Below are 16,263 nucleotides of genomic sequence, written 5' to 3' on the forward strand. Positions count from 1 at the left end.
TGTGGGAGTTTTTATGAAAGTTACCTGTATAATGTAATACAGATAGCAATCTGAACTTTGCATAGATGGCTATTCGGTTAACGATTATTTTAAAGAAGAAAAATGAAATTAGGAGAAATTGAATGAACAAAAAAATTGATCATATCGGTATCGCTGTACGTGATATAGATAGTAGTATACGGTTTTACGAAAAGGTTTTATTAGGAACATTAATAGATCGTTATGTAAGTGAGGCGGCAGGTGTAGAGAGTGAAGTAGCTATTCTTGAAGTAAATGGAGATAGGATTGAATTACTTGCACCGACGAATAACACTACTTCGCCGATTGCAAGATTCATAAAGCAAAAAGGAAAAGGTGTACATCATATTGCGTATCGTGTAGATAATTTAGATCAAGCTTTAGAGGAATTAAAAGAGCAAGGGATCCGAACATTAGAGCATACACTCCGTATAAATAAGCATGGTAGAAGATTGATTTATCTTAATCCCGCAGATACGGAGGGGACGATTATTGAGTATTGTGATTATCCAGAAGAACAATAGTTTGTATAAGCTCGATTGGTGAGGGCTTATAATCAGTGGGGATGAAACCCCCACTGATTAAAGTTTCATTTTATATTTAATTAACATTTTTTAGGTTCAATAGACTGTTTCATGATGAGTGATTTCGGTTTTATATTTACAAAACAAATACTTACAACAATAAATAAAAGTCCAATGAATAAGCTAATTGTAATCGCCTCATGTAGGAAGATAGAACTTACAATAATTGCGATTAGCGGAATAAGAAATGTATAGGCTCCAACTTTACTCGCCTCCCCAGCTCCGACGAGTGTAAAGTAGGCGAGCCAGCCCATTGCAATAACAAAGATCGAAATGAATAGTAGTACCATTACAAATGGTATGCTCCAAGCAATATTAGACCAGTTTTCAAATTCTGAACCAAATCCAATTAAGCAAAAACCTCCTATAATCAGTTGAAGTGTAACCATCCAAATTGCATTTACGCGATTTCCAGTTTTTTTAATAAAGACTGTACCAAGCGCCCACCCAACTGCACATCCTAAAGCTAGTAAGATGCCGACGATAGAAATATGCCCGGTTAAACCACTAGAACTAATAACAGCAACACCTGTAAATCCAAGAATAAGACCGAAAATCTTTAAGCCATACATTGCTTCTTCAAGCCAAATCCACGAGAAAATTCCAAGTAAAACAGGCTGAAGAAATACAATAGCTGAAAAAAGTCCAGCAGGCATATACTGCAGTCCTACAGTTTGTAGTCCATAAAATAAAATAATGTTGAGTAGAGCGGAAATAAAGTATAAATGCCAAGTTTCTTTTAAATTTAGTTGTTTATATTTCGGTAATGCAAATATAAGTAGAATAAATCCGCCTATTACTGTTCTAATACCTGCAAATAATACGGGTGGTGTATACTGCAGGGCGAATTTAGATAAAGGCCAATTAATCCCCCACATCAGAACGAGAAATGAAAGAATCATGGCTGCTTTTGTTCGAGAAAGCTGAGACATGATAATACCTCCTTGTTGTATTTCATTTCACTATGATATGATATTGAACATGATAAATAAAATGAATCTTTTTTATAAGGAGTATAAGTAATTAGTTATGACGATTACACAACTTCAAGTTTTTGTAAAAGTAGTAGAATTAGGAAGTTTTACGAAGGCAGCACGAGTTTTGAATATGACACAACCGGCTGTCAGTCATGCTGTTTCTAGCGTGGAATCTGAATTAGGTGTGACACTTATCATACGTGATAAGCGAAAAGGTTTAATTCTTACTGATGTAGGAAATCGTATTTTAGTTCATTTTCGAGAAATTTTAAATGGTGTTGAGAAAGTAGAACAAGAAGTAGCAATGGAAAAAGGGCATGAAGTTGGTACAATTCGAATTGGAAGTTTTCCAAGTGCATCGGCGTATTTCTTGCCTAAAATGATCAATATCTTTCGGGAGAAATATCCGAATTTAGAACTGGTTCTTCATGAAGGAACATTGAAAGAAGTAGAGGAGTGGCTATTATCACGTGTAATTGATGTAGGAATTATTATTTTGCCAAATAAAGAAATGGAAATTGTACCGTTAACGAAGGGGAAAATGGTTATTGTTTTAAGGGACGATCATCCTTTATGTAAGAAAACAACAATTACAATTCAAGATTTAGAAAATGAGCCAATCATTATTTGTAAAGGTGGGTATGAGCCGCCAATTATAGAAATGTTTAAGCGAGCTTCCGTACCGCTTCGCATTGAATACGTTGTTTCTACTGTGACGACATCTTTGAATATGATACAAGAGGGTTTAGGGTTAGCGATACTAGCTGAATTATCATTATCAGATTTACCACCGAATGTGCAAACAAGAGAATTAGAACCACAGGTGTGGAGAGAAATTGCATTAGCTGTTCCTTCTTTAAAAGAATCTTCATTAGCTGTGCAATTGTTGATTGAAGAATTCCAAGAACTATTTGTAGAGCAATAAAAGGGTATCTCATATGATGAAGAATGAGGTACCTTTTATGTATATGTTCAAAAGTGTATAGAAAGGGTTGACTTATGTTTTTGTTGTAACTATAATGATTACATCGAGGTGGTGATCATTTTGAAAATTAGTAGCCGCTTTTCTATAGCTGTTCATATTTTATCCATTTTGAAAAACAATCCATCTTCTATTTGTACTTCAGAATTTATGGCTGAAAGTGTAAATACGAATCCGGTTGTGATTCGGAAAATCATGTTTTACTTAAAACAAGCAAAGTTTGTTTATGTAAATCGAGGGCCAGGTGGGGCTGGGTTATTAAAGGGTTTAAATGAAATTACATTATTAGATGTGTATCATGCAGTAAATGTAGTTGAGGAAGATAAGTTATTCTATATTCATGAACAACCCAATCCAGATTGTCCAATTGGGGCAAATATTCAAGCTGTATTGGAAGTAATTTTAGTTCAAGCGCAATCTGCAATGGAAGAAGTTTTAAAAAATATCACGATGGAGCATTTGTTTGAATCGTTACAAGAGAAAATGAATGCTTGAAACATGCAAAGATCGATAAAAAGAGAATGCATATTTTTTTCTTATAGATGTAACTGAAATTGTTACATCTAGTGAAATCAAAAGAAGGTAAGGTGTACTCATATGACTGTAAAAATGAAAGTGTATTCTGATTTTATTTGTCCGTTTTGCTTTTTAGCAAAAGGTCCATTGGATGAAGTAGCGAAGGAAAAAGATGTAGAGATTGAATGGATGCCCTTTGAATTACGTCCAAGTCCATATTCTAAAATAGATCCTTGGAATGAGCCAGATAAGTTAGGTTCATGGGATGCTTTCATTCTTCCGACTGCAAAGAAATTAGGAGTTGAAATGAGATTGCCACGTGTTTCACCGCATCCATATACACATTTAGCTTTTGAAGGGTGCCAATTTGCGAAGGAACGTGGACTTGGGAATGAGTACCATCACCGAGTGTTTACTGCGTTTTTCCAGGAAGAACAAAACATTGAAGACATTGATGTATTAACAAAGTTAGCAGCAGAAGTAGGGCTTCCTGAAGCGGAATTTAAAGATGCTTTAGTAACTCGTAAATATAAAGAGAAGCATCAACAGGCAATCCAACATGCATACGATGAAGCAAATATTATGGCCGTTCCAACTGTAATGATTGGAGATGAAGTTATTCAAGGGCTTGCTAGTAAAGAAACATTAGAAAAGGTAATTGATAAAGAAATTGAAAAGGATAAAACAAATTCATTTGAAGGTATGCAATGTAAAACAGATGGATATTGCTAATCCATTTTTCATTAAAGGGTCAAATTGATTTGTTTAGATAAATAATAAAACGTATAAATTTGGAGGAATCAACATGTCAGTAACTACAACAAACTTAAAAGAAGCAATTGCGAACCGTCGTTCAATCCGTAAAGTGACAAAAAATGCTACGATTACAAAAGAAAGAATCGAAGCTGTTTTAAAGATTGCTTTACACGCACCATCATCTTTCAATATGCAAAGTGGCCGTATGGTTGTATTAATGGATGCAGAGCATGAAAAGTTCTGGGACATTGTAAAAGAAACACTTAGAGCTCGCGTGCCGGCAGAAAACTTTGAAGCAACTGTAGAAAGACTAAAAGGTTTCCGTGATGGAGTAGGAACAGTACTATTCTTTGAAAATCAAGCGACAGTACAACAAATGCAAGAAAATGCACCGTTATATAAAGAACAGTTCCCATTCTGGTCTCATCAAGGAAATGCGATGTTACAGCATACTGTATGGATGTTATTATCTGCAGAGGGAATCGGAGCATCATTACAACATTACAATCCAATTGTAGATGCTGAAGTGAAAGAAACTTGGAATATTCCAGCAGAGTGGAGCTTAGTAGGACAAATGCCTTTTGGTGAGCCAAATGAACAACCAGGTGAAAGAACGTTCTTACCTACTGAAGATGTAGTGAAATTTTATTGAAATATATTTAGAAGTGTAGGGGTCACTATATGAAGGAAAGTACGAATTTACAAATCATTCGTAATACGTATAAAAGTCCAGATCATTTAATAAAGGCACTTTCAAAAAAAGTAGAGTGGACAGAAGCAGCAGGATTCCTATATGGTGGCACGTATATTGGGATAGAAGCTGTCATAGAGAATGTTTTTAGTCGGCTAGCATCAGAGTGGAATGATTTTAAGGCGAGCGTGCATACGTATCATGAAGTAAATAGCAAAGAAATCATTATTGCTGAAGGAATATACTCTGGCGTATATAAAGAAACTGGTAAAGCATTTCAAGCTGACTTTGTACATGTTTGGGAAATACGTAATAGAAAAGTTGTAAGGTTCAAACAATATGTTGATAGCCATACTGTTCAAAAAGCCTTAATATCTTCTTAATAGTAAATAGAGAGTGAAAAGAGAAGCTGTTTTAGAAATAGCTTCTCTTTTTTGTATTTCAAACAAAGATGTGTTTTTAAGGAGTATGGGTTCTTCCTTTAGGGAAGTAATATAACAAGTAATGTTAGGTTGATTTAGTGAAAAATTATAAAAGGATGTGTAGTTATGGATAAAGGGAAGAAATATACGGTAGTAGGTACGGATATTGATGAAGTAAAGCGTTTAAATCAAAACTCAGGGTTAACCTATAATCAAGTGAAGGAATTGTTAGCAAAGCAAATACAAAAAAAGAAATGATTGAATTGAAATGGTTTAGACTATTATTTCGCATTTTGTTTAGGAGGGGAGGAGGAGGTAATTAGATATGCATATCAAAAACAATCTGAAAATAGATGGTTTTCAAAAATGTAGAGGGGGATAAGAGGACTTGTTTACCTCACCCTTTGATAGAAATATAGTGGAACAGAAGGGGAGTTACATATATAGTTAGAGTTAACAAAGAGGCTTTTAGAAAAAAGATGGAATGAAAAATCCGACAATTCGAAAGAAAAAGAGGATTCTTTTGAAGTAATAAGAAAGATTGTCTAAAAGGGTTCATAAAATGGATTACTATAGTAATTGATGAATGTTCAATTTGTTCCTAATTATATTACATTTCTATATAGCGAAGGGGGAGGTTTATTCTTAATGATTGAAGTGAAAAATTTCTTTCGAAGCAGAGGGTTTCAACGATTTCTTGTTTTAATACTATTAGCACTTGTATTATATGGATTAAAAAGTATGATTAATTTAATATTAATCACTTTTATTTTGACGTTTTTAATGGATCGATTTCAACGATTTATTTCGAGAAAGATAAAGATAAATAGGAAATTAATTATTGCTTGTTTATATATTGTATTAGTGACCTTTATTGTAACCACATTATATAAATATTTACCTGTATTAACGATACAAATTTCACAATTGATCCATCAATTTAAATTGTTTTTTCAAAATCCACCAGATAATGAAGTGATAAGATATGTACTTTCTACTATTAATCAAATGGAATTATCGAAATATATTGAACAAGGTGTAGATGTAATTTATCAATCTGTAGCTAATATTGGAAAGGTAAGTATGCAAATTTTATTTTCTCTTATTTTAAGTTTATTCTTCTTATTAGAAAAAGAGAGGATCATCTCATTTACCTCTAAATTTAAAGAGAGTAAATTAAGGGTTTTTTATGAGGAAATCGCATATTTTGGTCAGAAATTTGCCCGGTCATTTGGAAAAGTCATTGAAGCACAGTTTTTAATTGCAGTGGTAAATTGTATTCTTACTGTTATTGCGCTTATTTTTTTAGGATTTCCACAGCTTCTGGTATTAGCAGTTATGATATTTTTACTCGGTTTAATACCTGTTGCTGGTGTGTTTATTTCTCTTGTTCCACTCTGTATTATTGCCTATAACGTCGGTGGGATTGCCTATGTCGTATATATATTAATTTTTATTACAGTGATTCACGCCCTCGAAAGCTATTTTTTAAATCCGAAATTTATGTCCGCAAAAACGAATTTTCCAATCTTTTATACATTTATGATTCTTATTTTCTCAGAGCATTTCCTTGGCATATGGGGCCTTATTATAGGGATTCCAATCTTTATTTTCTTACTTGATGTACTTGAAGTGCATGATGGAGAAGAATCCTATCCAAATACGGAATGAGTTTTTAAAGATATAAAAAAGCAATCCAATTCTTTTGGATTGCTTTTTGAGGGTGAAATTAGCATGTTTTCTTTATAGTACAGGAGCCATTGTTTCTTTTAGTACTTGAACAGAATGGTCGAATTTTAATTCCTCGTCTTCACTTAGTTCAACTTCTAAAATCTCACGGACACCTTGACGATTTAAGACGGCAGGAACACCGATATAAACATCTTTTTGCCCGTATTGACCTTCAAGATATGCAGATACAGTTAATACGCTATTTTCATCATTTAAGATTGCTTTTGTTACACGTAAAAGGGACATACCAATTCCATAGTAGGTCGCGCCCTTTCGCTCAATGATGTGATAAGCAGCATCGCGAACATTTAAAAAGATTTCATCTAAATCTTTTTGGTTATGGCTATTATCTTTTTCAAGAATTGTTTGTAGTTTTTGAATTCCGATTGATACGTGGCTCCAAACAGGAAGCTCTGTATCGCCATGTTCACCGATGATATAGGCATGAATATTGTGAGAGTCAATATTGAAATATTCACCTAGCATGTAACGGAAACGAGCAGAATCTAGAGTTGTACCAGAACCAATTACGCGTTCTTTTGGCAAGCCAGATTCTTTCCATGTTACGTAAGTTAAAATGTCTACAGGATTTGTAGCAATTAAGAAGATACCATCAAATCCGCTATCCATGATACTACGGACGATTTGTTTAAAGATTTTAGTGTTTTTCTCAACTAAGTCTAAACGTGTTTCACCTGGTTTTTGTGGTAAGCCTGCAGTGATTACAACAAGATCTGCATCTTTACAATCTTCATAGCTCCCTTTCCAAACTCTTGTTGGTGCAGGTGCAAAGGGAACGGCATGACTTAAGTCCATTGCTTCTCCTTCTGCTTTTGCCTCGTTAACATCAACAAGAACAAACTCTTCTGCAACACCTTGGTTAATCATGCAATAAGCATAGCTACATCCTACTGCTCCAGTTCCTACTAATACAACACGGTTAATTCCTTTTTTCATATGACAATTCCTCGCTATTTCAGTAATTTTGATATGTAAGAAAAATAGGTCTTACTTCTATAGGTTCAAATATATTTTATAACATTTTATAAAATATATTCAAGTATTTCAAAATACATCCACCTATGTAGATGTGAGTTATAAGGAATGAAACATAGGCATCCTTTGTATTGAATATAATCCAATATAATCCTTATGAAGAGGAGAAATTTGGGATGTCAAATCCATTAACAATGGAACACATGCTTCATATTATTCGTGCAGGAGTAGCGAAAACAGAGAAGCCAAAACATATTATTATTGTTGGCGCAGGACTTGCGGGATTAGTTGGAGCTTCTTTGTTGAAAGAAGCCGGGCATAGAGTGACGATTATAGAAGCAAATGATAGGATAGGCGGAAGAGTGCATACAATTCGGGATCCTTTTGGAAGTGGATTGTATTTTAATGCAGGCCCGATGAGAATTCCGGATACGCATTTTTTAACGATGGGCTATATTCAAAAGTTTAAGCTTCCGGTAAATTTGTTTATAAATAGAACACCTTCAGATATTATTTATACTAATTCTGTTCAAACTAGACTTAGTATATTTGAAAGGAATCCAAGTATATTAAATTATCCAACTAGGATGAATGAAAGAGGAAAAACAGCCGAAGAGCTAATGCTCTACGTATTAAATCCAATTCTTAATTTTATTAAGAAAGACCCAGATAAACATTGGGGAATTATAGAAAAGAAATATAAATTATTTTCGCTAGGCTCTTTTTTAAACTATTATTATTCTGACGGTGCAATTGATATGATTGGAATACTTCTTGATATGGAAGCTTATATGGGGATGTCTTTAATTGAAGTATTACGTGAAATGATCTTTTTTACATCAACGGCTAAATATTATGAGATAACTGGTGGGATGGATGCACTGCCGCATTCCTTTCTCCCTAAGCTTAAAGATGATATACTGTTTCGTTATAAAATGACAAAAATTGAACAAGAAGATAATCGTGTCATCATTCAAGTCAATCATGAAGGGAAGTTAGAAGAATTTCATGTAACAGGTGACGTAGCGATTATAACAATTCCTTTCTCAGCATTACGTTTTGTTGAAGTTAAGCCAGAACATTTATTTCCATATTATAAACGGCGCGCGATTCGTGAGTTAAACTATATTGCTGCAACTAAAATTGCTATTGAATTTAAAAGTCGATTTTGGGAAAGAAAAGGACAATATGGGGGGAAATCAATCACTGATTTACCTATTCGGTTTACGTATTATCCGAGTTATGGTATTCATACACCTGGATCTGCAATTGTTTTAGCCAGTTACACATGGGCTGACGAGGCGTTAACATGGGATAGTTTATCTGAAAGAGAACGGATCCAATTTGCATTAAATAATTTAGCGCAAATATATGGAAGGGAGGTATATCGAGAATTTATAACAGGGGCGTCATTTAGCTGGAGCCGAAATCCATATTCTTGTGGAGGATTTACGGCTTTTGAACCAGGACAGGAAACCGAGATATTTCCTTATATTGCTCCTCAAGCTGGTAGGGTGTATTTTGCGGGAGAACATACAACATTAACGCATGGATGGATGCAAGGGGCGATTGAATCTGGGATTCGAGTTGCTTATGAAGTGAATCAATAATTGAATAAAAAGGATAGTTGAGAAGTTTTGTTTACAAATCGTAATTCTTTTAATAAAATAATAGAAGTAAATCGGAATTATTACGTTTTATATATTTAAAGAAAAGAAATGGATGGTCGGTCATATGAGTAAAGTAGAAATTCATATATTAGGTGGATTTTTAGGTAGTGGAAAATCAACGTTACTTCAAAACTTATTGTTAGCAGAAAAGAAAAAAAATCGTAAAGTTGCCGTTTTAATGAATGAAATAGGTGAATACTCAGTAGATACAGACATTATTGGGAAGGAGAATGTTTTAAGAGAACTGTTAAAAGGGTGTATTTGTTGCACATTAAAAGAAGAACTTGAGATACAGTTACATTCTTTATATCAACAAGAAAAGCCAGATGTGATTTACATAGAAACAACTGGAGTTGCACATCCCATTGAAGTGTTGGATGCATGTGTATCACCAATATTAGCCCCTTTTCTTGAAGTGAAATCAATTGTAGTCGTCTTAGATGCAATGAGGTGGTTAAATCGAGATTTATTAAGTGCAAATGTTCAACAGTTATTACGGGAGCAAATAAAATATGGAAGCCATATTCTTATTAATAAATCAGATTTACTAACAGATGAGGATAAGAAAAAGGTATGGGAAGATGTAAAGGCTGTTAATAAGCATGCTAAGTTGTATGAAACAAAGTATTGCAATATATCTTTAGAAGATATAGATGAATCTCAATTTGGAAGCAATGAAGGACATGAGACATTACATGTAAAACAGCATTTACATATACAAACGATGACATATCAATTTGGAAAATCAATTGATCGAGACCAATTATATGAATGGCTTTCCAAGTTGCCAAATGAAGTGTATCGTGTAAAAGGATTTATCAAATTTCATGGAGATAAATATCCCCATTTATTACAATATTCATTTGGGGTGCCAACTTTATTAGAACAGGATTTTGGATTTCCGACAAACCTTGTAATGATTGGTGAAGGATTGGATAAGAAACAGGTGGAAGAAGGGTTACGTAGATTAGAAAACAATTAGTTTTATAATGAATATGCAAGTGAAAACAGCGTAGAATAGACTCTGCGCTGTTTTGTTATGTATGAAAAAAGAATGATAGATTAAACCTAAATCATGACAAACTACGTATATTTCTAAAATGTAAGTGTATTTTTTTCTAAGTAAGTCGCTTCGTCGGTATTTTTGACAACAATATCAAAATGTTGACTGTACGGATGCATAAACACCTCATACTGAATTCGACGTTCCTCATGAGATTGTTGTAAATATTGAATATCGACCCCTCTTTCAACAATATCACGACTAGATCTTCTCATTAATTCCGTTTGGCTATCTGTGTATAAGTAAATTTTCAAATCCAATAAATCGGGATTAATAAATGCGACACTCATACCTTCTACAATTGTTGCTTTCCTTTTTGAAGAAATTAACTCACTCTTCATATAATCCGTGTCTATTGTATAAAAATCTAATCCATCTCTGATCATCTGAACATCTCTTTCTAAAGCTGCTACATGATGTGCAGCTGGATGACAAGCGGTCATTTTATAATGATGATTTACGTTTTCGTATGTATAGTCAATAGCTGCATGCTTACGAATATCCGAACTCACAATATATGGATCTGTATTCATGTAATTCATTTCATTTTGCATGAAAAGAGTTATGAGATTATTGGCAAACGTACTTTTTCCGGCAGCACCATGTCCTGAAATCCCAATAATAATTCGTTTATCCATTCTATTAATCAAATTTGCAATCTCTTGTAATAATTTATCCATCAGTTTCTCCTTTTTACTAATCCGTTTTTTCAGTGTATATTGAAATATCGCACTTTTTATTATACATGAAATAAAAAAGTGGAAGGGAAATTATAATTTGGTGATATAGCAATAAGTAATGGTACGGGATATTCTTTGAGAAGCGGATAGTTAGTATGTTTTTAAGGAATGAACTGTGTAATTCGAATAATTGTACAAATATTTACAAATGTACGGGAAGGTGTTTGGGAATATTTGGCGAATGTAGAGGTACTTCAAGAATTTTCTATTGATAACATTATTTGTATTGTGAAAAGTCATGATTACGGGTGTTTTACTGCTATTGCGTATTTGATTCTATCAGAAAGTAAAGTATAGGGAGGATCACAATGTCAGCAAAAAAACGTAAGTGGCTAAAAATGGTGTTTACGGGATGTATTCTTGGTTCATTGTTAGTAACAGCAGGTTGTTCAGGGGAGAAAGCAAGTACAGATGGTGAGAAAACGATCAAGGTAGGTGTTCTTGCTTCGTTAACAGGTCCATTAGAATCGTATGGAAAACAAACGGTAAATGGATTTGAGTTGGGGCTTGACTATGCAACCGGTGGAACAGGAAAAGTGGAAGGAAAGAAGATTAAATTTGTTGTAGAAGATACGGAAACGAAGGCGGATGTAGCAGTTAAGAAAGCTACGAAACTATTAGAAGAAGATAAGGTTGATTTTTTAGTAGGATCATCGAGTTCTAGTGATACGTTAGCAGTATTACCGCTGGCTGAAGAGTATGAAAAAATAATGGTTGTTGAACCTGCAGTTGCAGATAGTATTACGGGTAAGAACTGGAATAAATATATATTTAGAACAGGAAGAAATTCATCTCAAGATGCAATTGCTGGTGCAGCATCGATTGCTAAGAAAGATGTAAAGATTGCTACATTTGCGCCAGACAACGCTTTTGGTCGGGAAGGAATTGCAGCATTTAAAGCTGGGGCGAAGAAACTAGGGGCAAACATTGTAAACGAACAATACGCTGATATAAATTCTACTGATTTTACAGCGAATATTCAAAATATCATTAGTTCGAAACCAGATTATTTGTTTATTGTTTGGGCTGGTGCGAATTCACCATGGAAGCAATTAAAGGATATGAAGGTAGAAGAACAAGGGATTAAAATTTCAACTGGGGCACCAGATATACCAGCGTTAAAAACGATGGATGCATTAGTAGGTATGCAAGGATTTTCAGTGTATTATCATACACTTCCGAAAAATAAAGTAAACGATTGGCTAGTGGAAGAACATAAGAAACGTTTCAATGGAGCAGTTCCAGATTTATTTACAGCTGGAGGAATGTCAGCGGCAATTTCTATTGTGGAGGGGTTAAAGAAAACAAAAGGCGATACAGATGTTGATACGCTTATTAAGAAAATGGAAGGAATGGAATTTGATACACCAAAAGGGAAGATGAAATTTAGGGAGAAAGATCACCAAGCTTTGCAAACGCTTTATTCTATAACGCTGCAAAAACAAGATGGTGTGGATTATCCAGTACCTGTTCTAGAGCGTGAACTAACAATGAAAGAAACAGAGCCCCCAATTCAAAATAAATAAATGGAATATTCTTTTAAATTAAAGATGTAAAGAGAGAAGGCTAACTCTCTTTACATCCGTTTCTCTTTTTTACCCTAAAAATAAAAGCTTTATAGGGGAGGACATAGAGTGAAGAATTTGTTAGAGACTAGAGATCTTTGTGTCTCATTTGGTGAACACCATGTTATCAAAAATGTGCATTTGACGATACCAAAAGGGAAACTTATTTCTATTATTGGCCCGAATGGGGCAGGGAAAACGACGCTCTTTAACTTGTTAAGTGGACAGATTACTCCAACAAAAGGAGAGATTTATTTTAATGGACGTAATATTACAAAGTTATCGATTCCAGAGCGGACACGCCTTGGAATGGGACGCTCTTTTCAACTTACAAATATTTTTCCGGATTTAACAGTGATTGAAAATGTACGTTTAAGTGTACAGTCGTTTACGCAAGATTATTATAGTTTTTTTCCAAACTTCTCACGATTTAAGCAGCAGATGGGAGAAGCAAGACGTCTTCTGAAGACCGTATTACTTCAAGAAAAAGAAGAAGTGCTAGCGAAAGATTTAGCACATGGAGAAAAGAGGAAATTAGAACTAGCTATGCTGTTAGCGCTCAGGACAGAGGTACTGCTAATTGATGAACCGACAGCCGGTATTTCTGTTGAGGAAGTCCCAGCTATTCTTCAAGTAATAGAGAATATAAAGAAAAATCGTGAGAATACAGTTGTACTTATTGAACACAAAATGGATATGGTTCTACATGTATCAGATTATCTTATTGTATTATTTCATGGTGAACTATTAGCTGAAGGAGTACCAGAAGAGATTATGAAGGATGAGCGTGTACAAACGGCATATTTAGGGGGATTGTACGGTGACACTATTAAAAGTGGATAATATAGAAACATATTTGGATCAGTTTCATATTTTGCAAGGTGTTTCTTTTAAGGTTGAGAAAGGAACAATCACCGTATTGTTTGGGAGAAATGGGGCTGGAAAGACAACAACTTTACGTTCAATTATGGGATTTCATCGAATTTCGAATGGTGAAATGTATTATGGTGATGAAAAAGTAAATGGTTTATCTACTCATCTGATTTCACGAAAGGGAATAGGCTATGTGCCAGAAAATCAAGGGATTTTTCATGATTTAACGGTAGAGGAAACATTTGCTCTTGCCGGGGTAAAAAAAGGAATAGAATATGCGGAAAAAGTAGAATGGATGCTGGATCTATTTCCAGATTTAAAACAATATTGGAATAAAAAAAGTGGATTGTTGAGCGGAGGACAAAAGCAAATGCTAGCGATTTCAAGGGCATTTATTAATAGCGATGGATTGCTATTAATCGATGAGCCAAGTAAAGGATTAGCACCGATTATGATTGAAAAGTTAATGTCAGCTATTTTAAAAATGAAAGAGAAAACAACTGTTTTACTTGTAGAACAAAATTTTATGATGGCTAGTCAGATAGGTGATTATTTTTATATTATGGACAATGGAAAAATCGTGCATAACGGCCCAATGAATGAATTGAAAGAAGATAAGGAAGCATGTCAGAAATATTTAGGGATTTCTTAACATTGATACGGAGGAGGTATAGCACGTGGATGTGTTAGTGAATTTGTTTGTAAATGGCGTCTCGACAGGTATGCTTATTTTCTTATTAGCATCTGGACTATCGCTTATTTTTGGATTAATGAGTGTGCTTAATTTTGCTCATGGTGGATTGTTTGCATGGGGAGCCTTTACAGGGGTTTGGTTATTCAATATGACCGGTAGTTATATGCTTGCATTAATTGGTGCAGTTGTGATGGGAATGTTCCTTGGTTTCATCTTAGAAAGATTTCTCATTCGTCCTGTCTATGGCAATCATGTTCGTCAACTTCTTGTTACACTTGGTGGAATGCTCGTACTTAGTGAATGTATAAAAGTATTTTGGGGACCGAATCCAATTAGTGCTAAATTACCATCATGGTTACAAGGGAGTTTTACATTTGATGGCATTATATTAATTAAGTATCGCTTATTTGTCATTATCGTTGGAGTCGTAATTTATATTGGCTTGATGTTGTTATTACGTAAAACAAAAATAGGTCTTATGATTCGTGCTGGTGTAATGGATAAGGAGATGGTACAAGCTCTTGGTATCAACGTAAAGGCTATATTTTCATTTGTCTTTTTATTAGGAGCTGGAATGGCAGCATTAGGAGGGTTTCTTCTTGCACCATATTCAGGCGTTATTTTTGCTGAAATGGGTATGCAGTATGCGATTTTAGCTTTTATTGTTGTCATTATTGGGGGATTAGGCAGTGTGCAAGGTTCGGCGCTAGCCTCTTTAATTGTTGGATTGGCTGGAGCATTTACGGCATATTATATACCTGATTTATCACTCGCGATTAATATGCTAATGTTATTGTTTTTTTTAATAGTTAAACCGACAGGACTTGTTGGTGAAAAGGGGTGAAATGGTGAACAGTACATGTAACCGGGCTGGGATATATTTTGGGGTAGCTGTATTGGTTTGTTTAAGTATATTCCCTTTCGTAAATGATTCGCGGAGCTTACTCATTTTGTTCACACAAATTTTCATCTTTGCTATATTCGCAATGAGCTTTGATCTTCTTCTTGGATATACAGGAATTGTTTCATTTGGTCATTGTATGTTTTTTGGAATAGGGGCTTATTGCGTCGCACTCTTATTTGATCGCTACGAAGTTTCTATAATGAGTTTTTTTATTGGTATTGCGTTGGCCGTTATATTAGCAGCGATCATTAGTTATATAATTGGTTTACTCTCTTTACGGTTAAAAAGTCATTTTTATGCCATGCTAACACTGGCTGTTTCCCAACTATTTTTTGTACTTGCTGAAAAATGGCGAGCCGTCACGCATGGAGGAGATGGATTTACATTTGGTGTACCGGATATGTTTCGTGATCGCTTCGCTTTTTACTATATTACACTCGGATGTCTACTTGTAATTTTTTTATTGCTGCGCCTATTTACCCAATCTTCTATCGGAAAAGTTTTGAAGGCGATTTCACAAAATGAGCAACGGGTAGAAGCGCTTGGATATAAAGTGCTTCACTATAAAATTATCGCGAGTATAGTTGCAGGAGTGGTCGCAGCAATTAGCGGTGGGTTGTTTGTTATTACATTACGATTTATAAATACAACTGTGTTCTCGATTGAAATGACTTTGAATGCTTTACTGATGACGATGATTGGGGGAGTTGGAACATTAATTGGAGCAATTGCGGGCGCAGGGATTATTGAATCTCTAAAATATTATTTATCTGAACTTGCGACGCAGTACCCAATCTTTGAACGGTGGACGATTTTCCTTGGATTGCTATATATTATTGTGTTATTAGGATTCCCGACAGGATTGGTAGGAGCGATTAAAAAAATAAGGAATATAACAAACAATAAAAAGGTAGCGAAAGACAAGGAAATTGAACATAGTGTATGAAACATTTTCTCAAGAATTAGGGAGCAATACGGACGGCGGTTGAGAGAGATCAGATCCATCAGCGGGGGAATCTTCTGCTGATGGAGGTTTCAATCGTTGAAATTTTTTGCTTGCAACTTTATCAGTTGAGTAGTA

General features: G+C 34.6%; 19 protein-coding genes. 16 read left to right on the top strand and 3 right to left on the bottom strand.

Annotated features, from left to right (window positions below):
• Positions 1 to 122 precede the first annotated feature (122 nt).
• Positions 123 to 542, top strand: a complete 420-nt coding sequence (locus CN373_RS18530) for a VOC family protein (protein ID WP_098359865.1) — start codon at positions 123 to 125, stop codon at positions 540 to 542.
• A gap of 80 nt (positions 543 to 622) precedes the next feature.
• On the opposite strand, the gene CN373_RS18535 is transcribed toward CN373_RS18530, so the two are convergent.
• On the bottom strand, positions 623 to 1,534 hold the full coding sequence (locus CN373_RS18535) for a DMT family transporter (RefSeq protein ID WP_000080862.1): 912 nt from the start codon (positions 1,532 to 1,534) through the stop codon (positions 623 to 625).
• A 97-nt stretch (positions 1,535 to 1,631) separates the two neighbouring features.
• On the opposite strand from CN373_RS18535, the gene CN373_RS18540 reads away from it, so the two are divergent.
• The 7 genes from CN373_RS18540 (at position 1,632) to CN373_RS18570 (ending at position 6,617) form a co-directional block, all read left to right on the top strand.
• Complete coding sequence (locus CN373_RS18540) at positions 1,632 to 2,504, top strand: LysR family transcriptional regulator (RefSeq protein WP_098359866.1); 873 nt, start codon at positions 1,632 to 1,634, stop codon at positions 2,502 to 2,504.
• Positions 2,505 to 2,624: 120 nt separating this feature from the next.
• On the top strand, positions 2,625 to 3,056 hold the full coding sequence (locus tag CN373_RS18545; RefSeq protein WP_000704065.1) for an Rrf2 family transcriptional regulator: 432 nt from the start codon (positions 2,625 to 2,627) through the stop codon (positions 3,054 to 3,056).
• A 102-nt stretch (positions 3,057 to 3,158) separates the two neighbouring features.
• Entirely contained in the window at positions 3,159 to 3,809 is a 651-nt protein-coding gene (locus CN373_RS18550) for a DsbA family oxidoreductase (protein ID WP_000216658.1), read from the top strand.
• A 73-nt stretch (positions 3,810 to 3,882) separates the two neighbouring features.
• Complete coding sequence (locus tag CN373_RS18555; RefSeq protein WP_000117572.1) at positions 3,883 to 4,485, top strand: nitroreductase family protein; 603 nt, start codon at positions 3,883 to 3,885, stop codon at positions 4,483 to 4,485.
• A gap of 29 nt (positions 4,486 to 4,514) precedes the next feature.
• Positions 4,515 to 4,907, top strand: coding sequence for a nuclear transport factor 2 family protein (locus CN373_RS18560; protein WP_000665206.1), 393 nt, complete (start codon positions 4,515 to 4,517; stop codon positions 4,905 to 4,907).
• A gap of 165 nt (positions 4,908 to 5,072) precedes the next feature.
• Entirely contained in the window at positions 5,073 to 5,204 is a 132-nt protein-coding gene (locus CN373_RS26050; protein WP_000357379.1) for a hypothetical protein, read from the top strand.
• Between the two features lie 390 nt (positions 5,205 to 5,594).
• A complete protein-coding gene (locus tag CN373_RS18570; RefSeq protein ID WP_098359867.1) occupies positions 5,595 to 6,617 on the top strand; it encodes an AI-2E family transporter in 1,023 nt (340 codons plus the stop codon).
• Between the two features lie 72 nt (positions 6,618 to 6,689).
• On the opposite strand, the gene CN373_RS18575 is transcribed toward CN373_RS18570, so the two are convergent.
• The gene (locus CN373_RS18575; protein WP_000715330.1) at positions 6,690 to 7,634 is read right to left on the bottom strand and encodes an L-lactate dehydrogenase; all 945 of its coding nucleotides are present in this window, start codon (positions 7,632 to 7,634) and stop codon (positions 6,690 to 6,692) included.
• Positions 7,635 to 7,849: 215 nt separating this feature from the next.
• On the opposite strand from CN373_RS18575, the gene CN373_RS18580 reads away from it, so the two are divergent.
• Both CN373_RS18580 and CN373_RS18585 read left to right on the top strand, forming a co-directional pair.
• Complete coding sequence (locus CN373_RS18580) at positions 7,850 to 9,283, top strand: flavin monoamine oxidase family protein (protein ID WP_000070242.1); 1,434 nt, start codon at positions 7,850 to 7,852, stop codon at positions 9,281 to 9,283.
• Positions 9,284 to 9,407: 124 nt separating this feature from the next.
• Positions 9,408 to 10,325, top strand: a complete 918-nt coding sequence (locus CN373_RS18585) for a CobW family GTP-binding protein (protein WP_033664075.1) — start codon at positions 9,408 to 9,410, stop codon at positions 10,323 to 10,325.
• Between the two features lie 113 nt (positions 10,326 to 10,438).
• On the opposite strand, the gene CN373_RS18590 is transcribed toward CN373_RS18585, so the two are convergent.
• Entirely contained in the window at positions 10,439 to 11,086 is a 648-nt protein-coding gene (locus CN373_RS18590) for a uridine kinase family protein (protein WP_098359868.1), read from the bottom strand.
• A 234-nt stretch (positions 11,087 to 11,320) separates the two neighbouring features.
• Between CN373_RS18590 and CN373_RS26055 the strand changes: the two genes are divergently transcribed.
• From CN373_RS26055 to CN373_RS18615, 6 genes are all read left to right on the top strand, one after another.
• Complete coding sequence (locus CN373_RS26055) at positions 11,321 to 11,443, top strand: hypothetical protein (RefSeq protein ID WP_002056446.1); 123 nt, start codon at positions 11,321 to 11,323, stop codon at positions 11,441 to 11,443.
• Between the two features lie 11 nt (positions 11,444 to 11,454).
• A complete protein-coding gene (locus CN373_RS18595; protein WP_001274769.1) occupies positions 11,455 to 12,672 on the top strand; it encodes a substrate-binding domain-containing protein in 1,218 nt (405 codons plus the stop codon).
• Positions 12,673 to 12,780: 108 nt separating this feature from the next.
• Positions 12,781 to 13,554 carry an ABC transporter ATP-binding protein gene (locus CN373_RS18600; RefSeq protein ID WP_098359869.1) on the top strand — a complete coding sequence of 258 codons (774 nt, stop codon included), beginning with the start codon at positions 12,781 to 12,783 and terminating at the stop codon, positions 13,552 to 13,554.
• Positions 13,532 to 14,236: a branched-chain amino acid ABC transporter ATP-binding protein gene (locus tag CN373_RS18605; protein ID WP_000173539.1), complete on the top strand. Its 705-nt coding sequence runs from the start codon at positions 13,532 to 13,534 to the stop codon at positions 14,234 to 14,236. Before CN373_RS18600 ends, CN373_RS18605 begins: the two co-directional genes overlap by 23 nt.
• A gap of 25 nt (positions 14,237 to 14,261) precedes the next feature.
• A complete protein-coding gene (locus CN373_RS18610; RefSeq protein WP_098359870.1) occupies positions 14,262 to 15,122 on the top strand; it encodes a branched-chain amino acid ABC transporter permease in 861 nt (286 codons plus the stop codon).
• Between the two features lies 1 nt (position 15,123).
• On the top strand, positions 15,124 to 16,128 hold the full coding sequence (locus CN373_RS18615; RefSeq protein ID WP_000248248.1) for a branched-chain amino acid ABC transporter permease: 1,005 nt from the start codon (positions 15,124 to 15,126) through the stop codon (positions 16,126 to 16,128).
• Positions 16,129 to 16,263 lie beyond the last annotated feature (135 nt).

It is taken from the genome of Bacillus cereus (assembly GCF_002561295.1).
Classification (GTDB): domain Bacteria; phylum Bacillota; class Bacilli; order Bacillales; family Bacillaceae_G; genus Bacillus_A; species Bacillus_A cereus_S.

Coding starts and splice junctions, on each gene's coding strand:
- CN373_RS18590 (WP_098359868.1), bottom strand. CDS start 11,086: ATGGATAAATTATTACAAGAGATTGCAAATTTGATTAATAGAATGGAT.
- CN373_RS18555 (WP_000117572.1), top strand. CDS start 3,883: ATGTCAGTAACTACAACAAACTTAAAAGAAGCAATTGCGAACCGTCGT.
- CN373_RS18560 (WP_000665206.1), top strand. CDS start 4,515: ATGAAGGAAAGTACGAATTTACAAATCATTCGTAATACGTATAAAAGT.
- CN373_RS18530 (WP_098359865.1), top strand. CDS start 123: ATGAACAAAAAAATTGATCATATCGGTATCGCTGTACGTGATATAGAT.
- CN373_RS18540 (WP_098359866.1), top strand. CDS start 1,632: ATGACGATTACACAACTTCAAGTTTTTGTAAAAGTAGTAGAATTAGGA.
- CN373_RS18550 (WP_000216658.1), top strand. CDS start 3,159: ATGACTGTAAAAATGAAAGTGTATTCTGATTTTATTTGTCCGTTTTGC.
- CN373_RS18570 (WP_098359867.1), top strand. CDS start 5,595: ATGATTGAAGTGAAAAATTTCTTTCGAAGCAGAGGGTTTCAACGATTT.
- CN373_RS18575 (WP_000715330.1), bottom strand. CDS start 7,634: ATGAAAAAAGGAATTAACCGTGTTGTATTAGTAGGAACTGGAGCAGTA.
- CN373_RS18535 (WP_000080862.1), bottom strand. CDS start 1,534: ATGTCTCAGCTTTCTCGAACAAAAGCAGCCATGATTCTTTCATTTCTC.
- CN373_RS26050 (WP_000357379.1), top strand. CDS start 5,073: ATGGATAAAGGGAAGAAATATACGGTAGTAGGTACGGATATTGATGAA.
- CN373_RS18585 (WP_033664075.1), top strand. CDS start 9,408: ATGAGTAAAGTAGAAATTCATATATTAGGTGGATTTTTAGGTAGTGGA.
- CN373_RS18580 (WP_000070242.1), top strand. CDS start 7,850: ATGTCAAATCCATTAACAATGGAACACATGCTTCATATTATTCGTGCA.
- CN373_RS18595 (WP_001274769.1), top strand. CDS start 11,455: ATGTCAGCAAAAAAACGTAAGTGGCTAAAAATGGTGTTTACGGGATGT.
- CN373_RS18615 (WP_000248248.1), top strand. CDS start 15,124: ATGGTGAACAGTACATGTAACCGGGCTGGGATATATTTTGGGGTAGCT.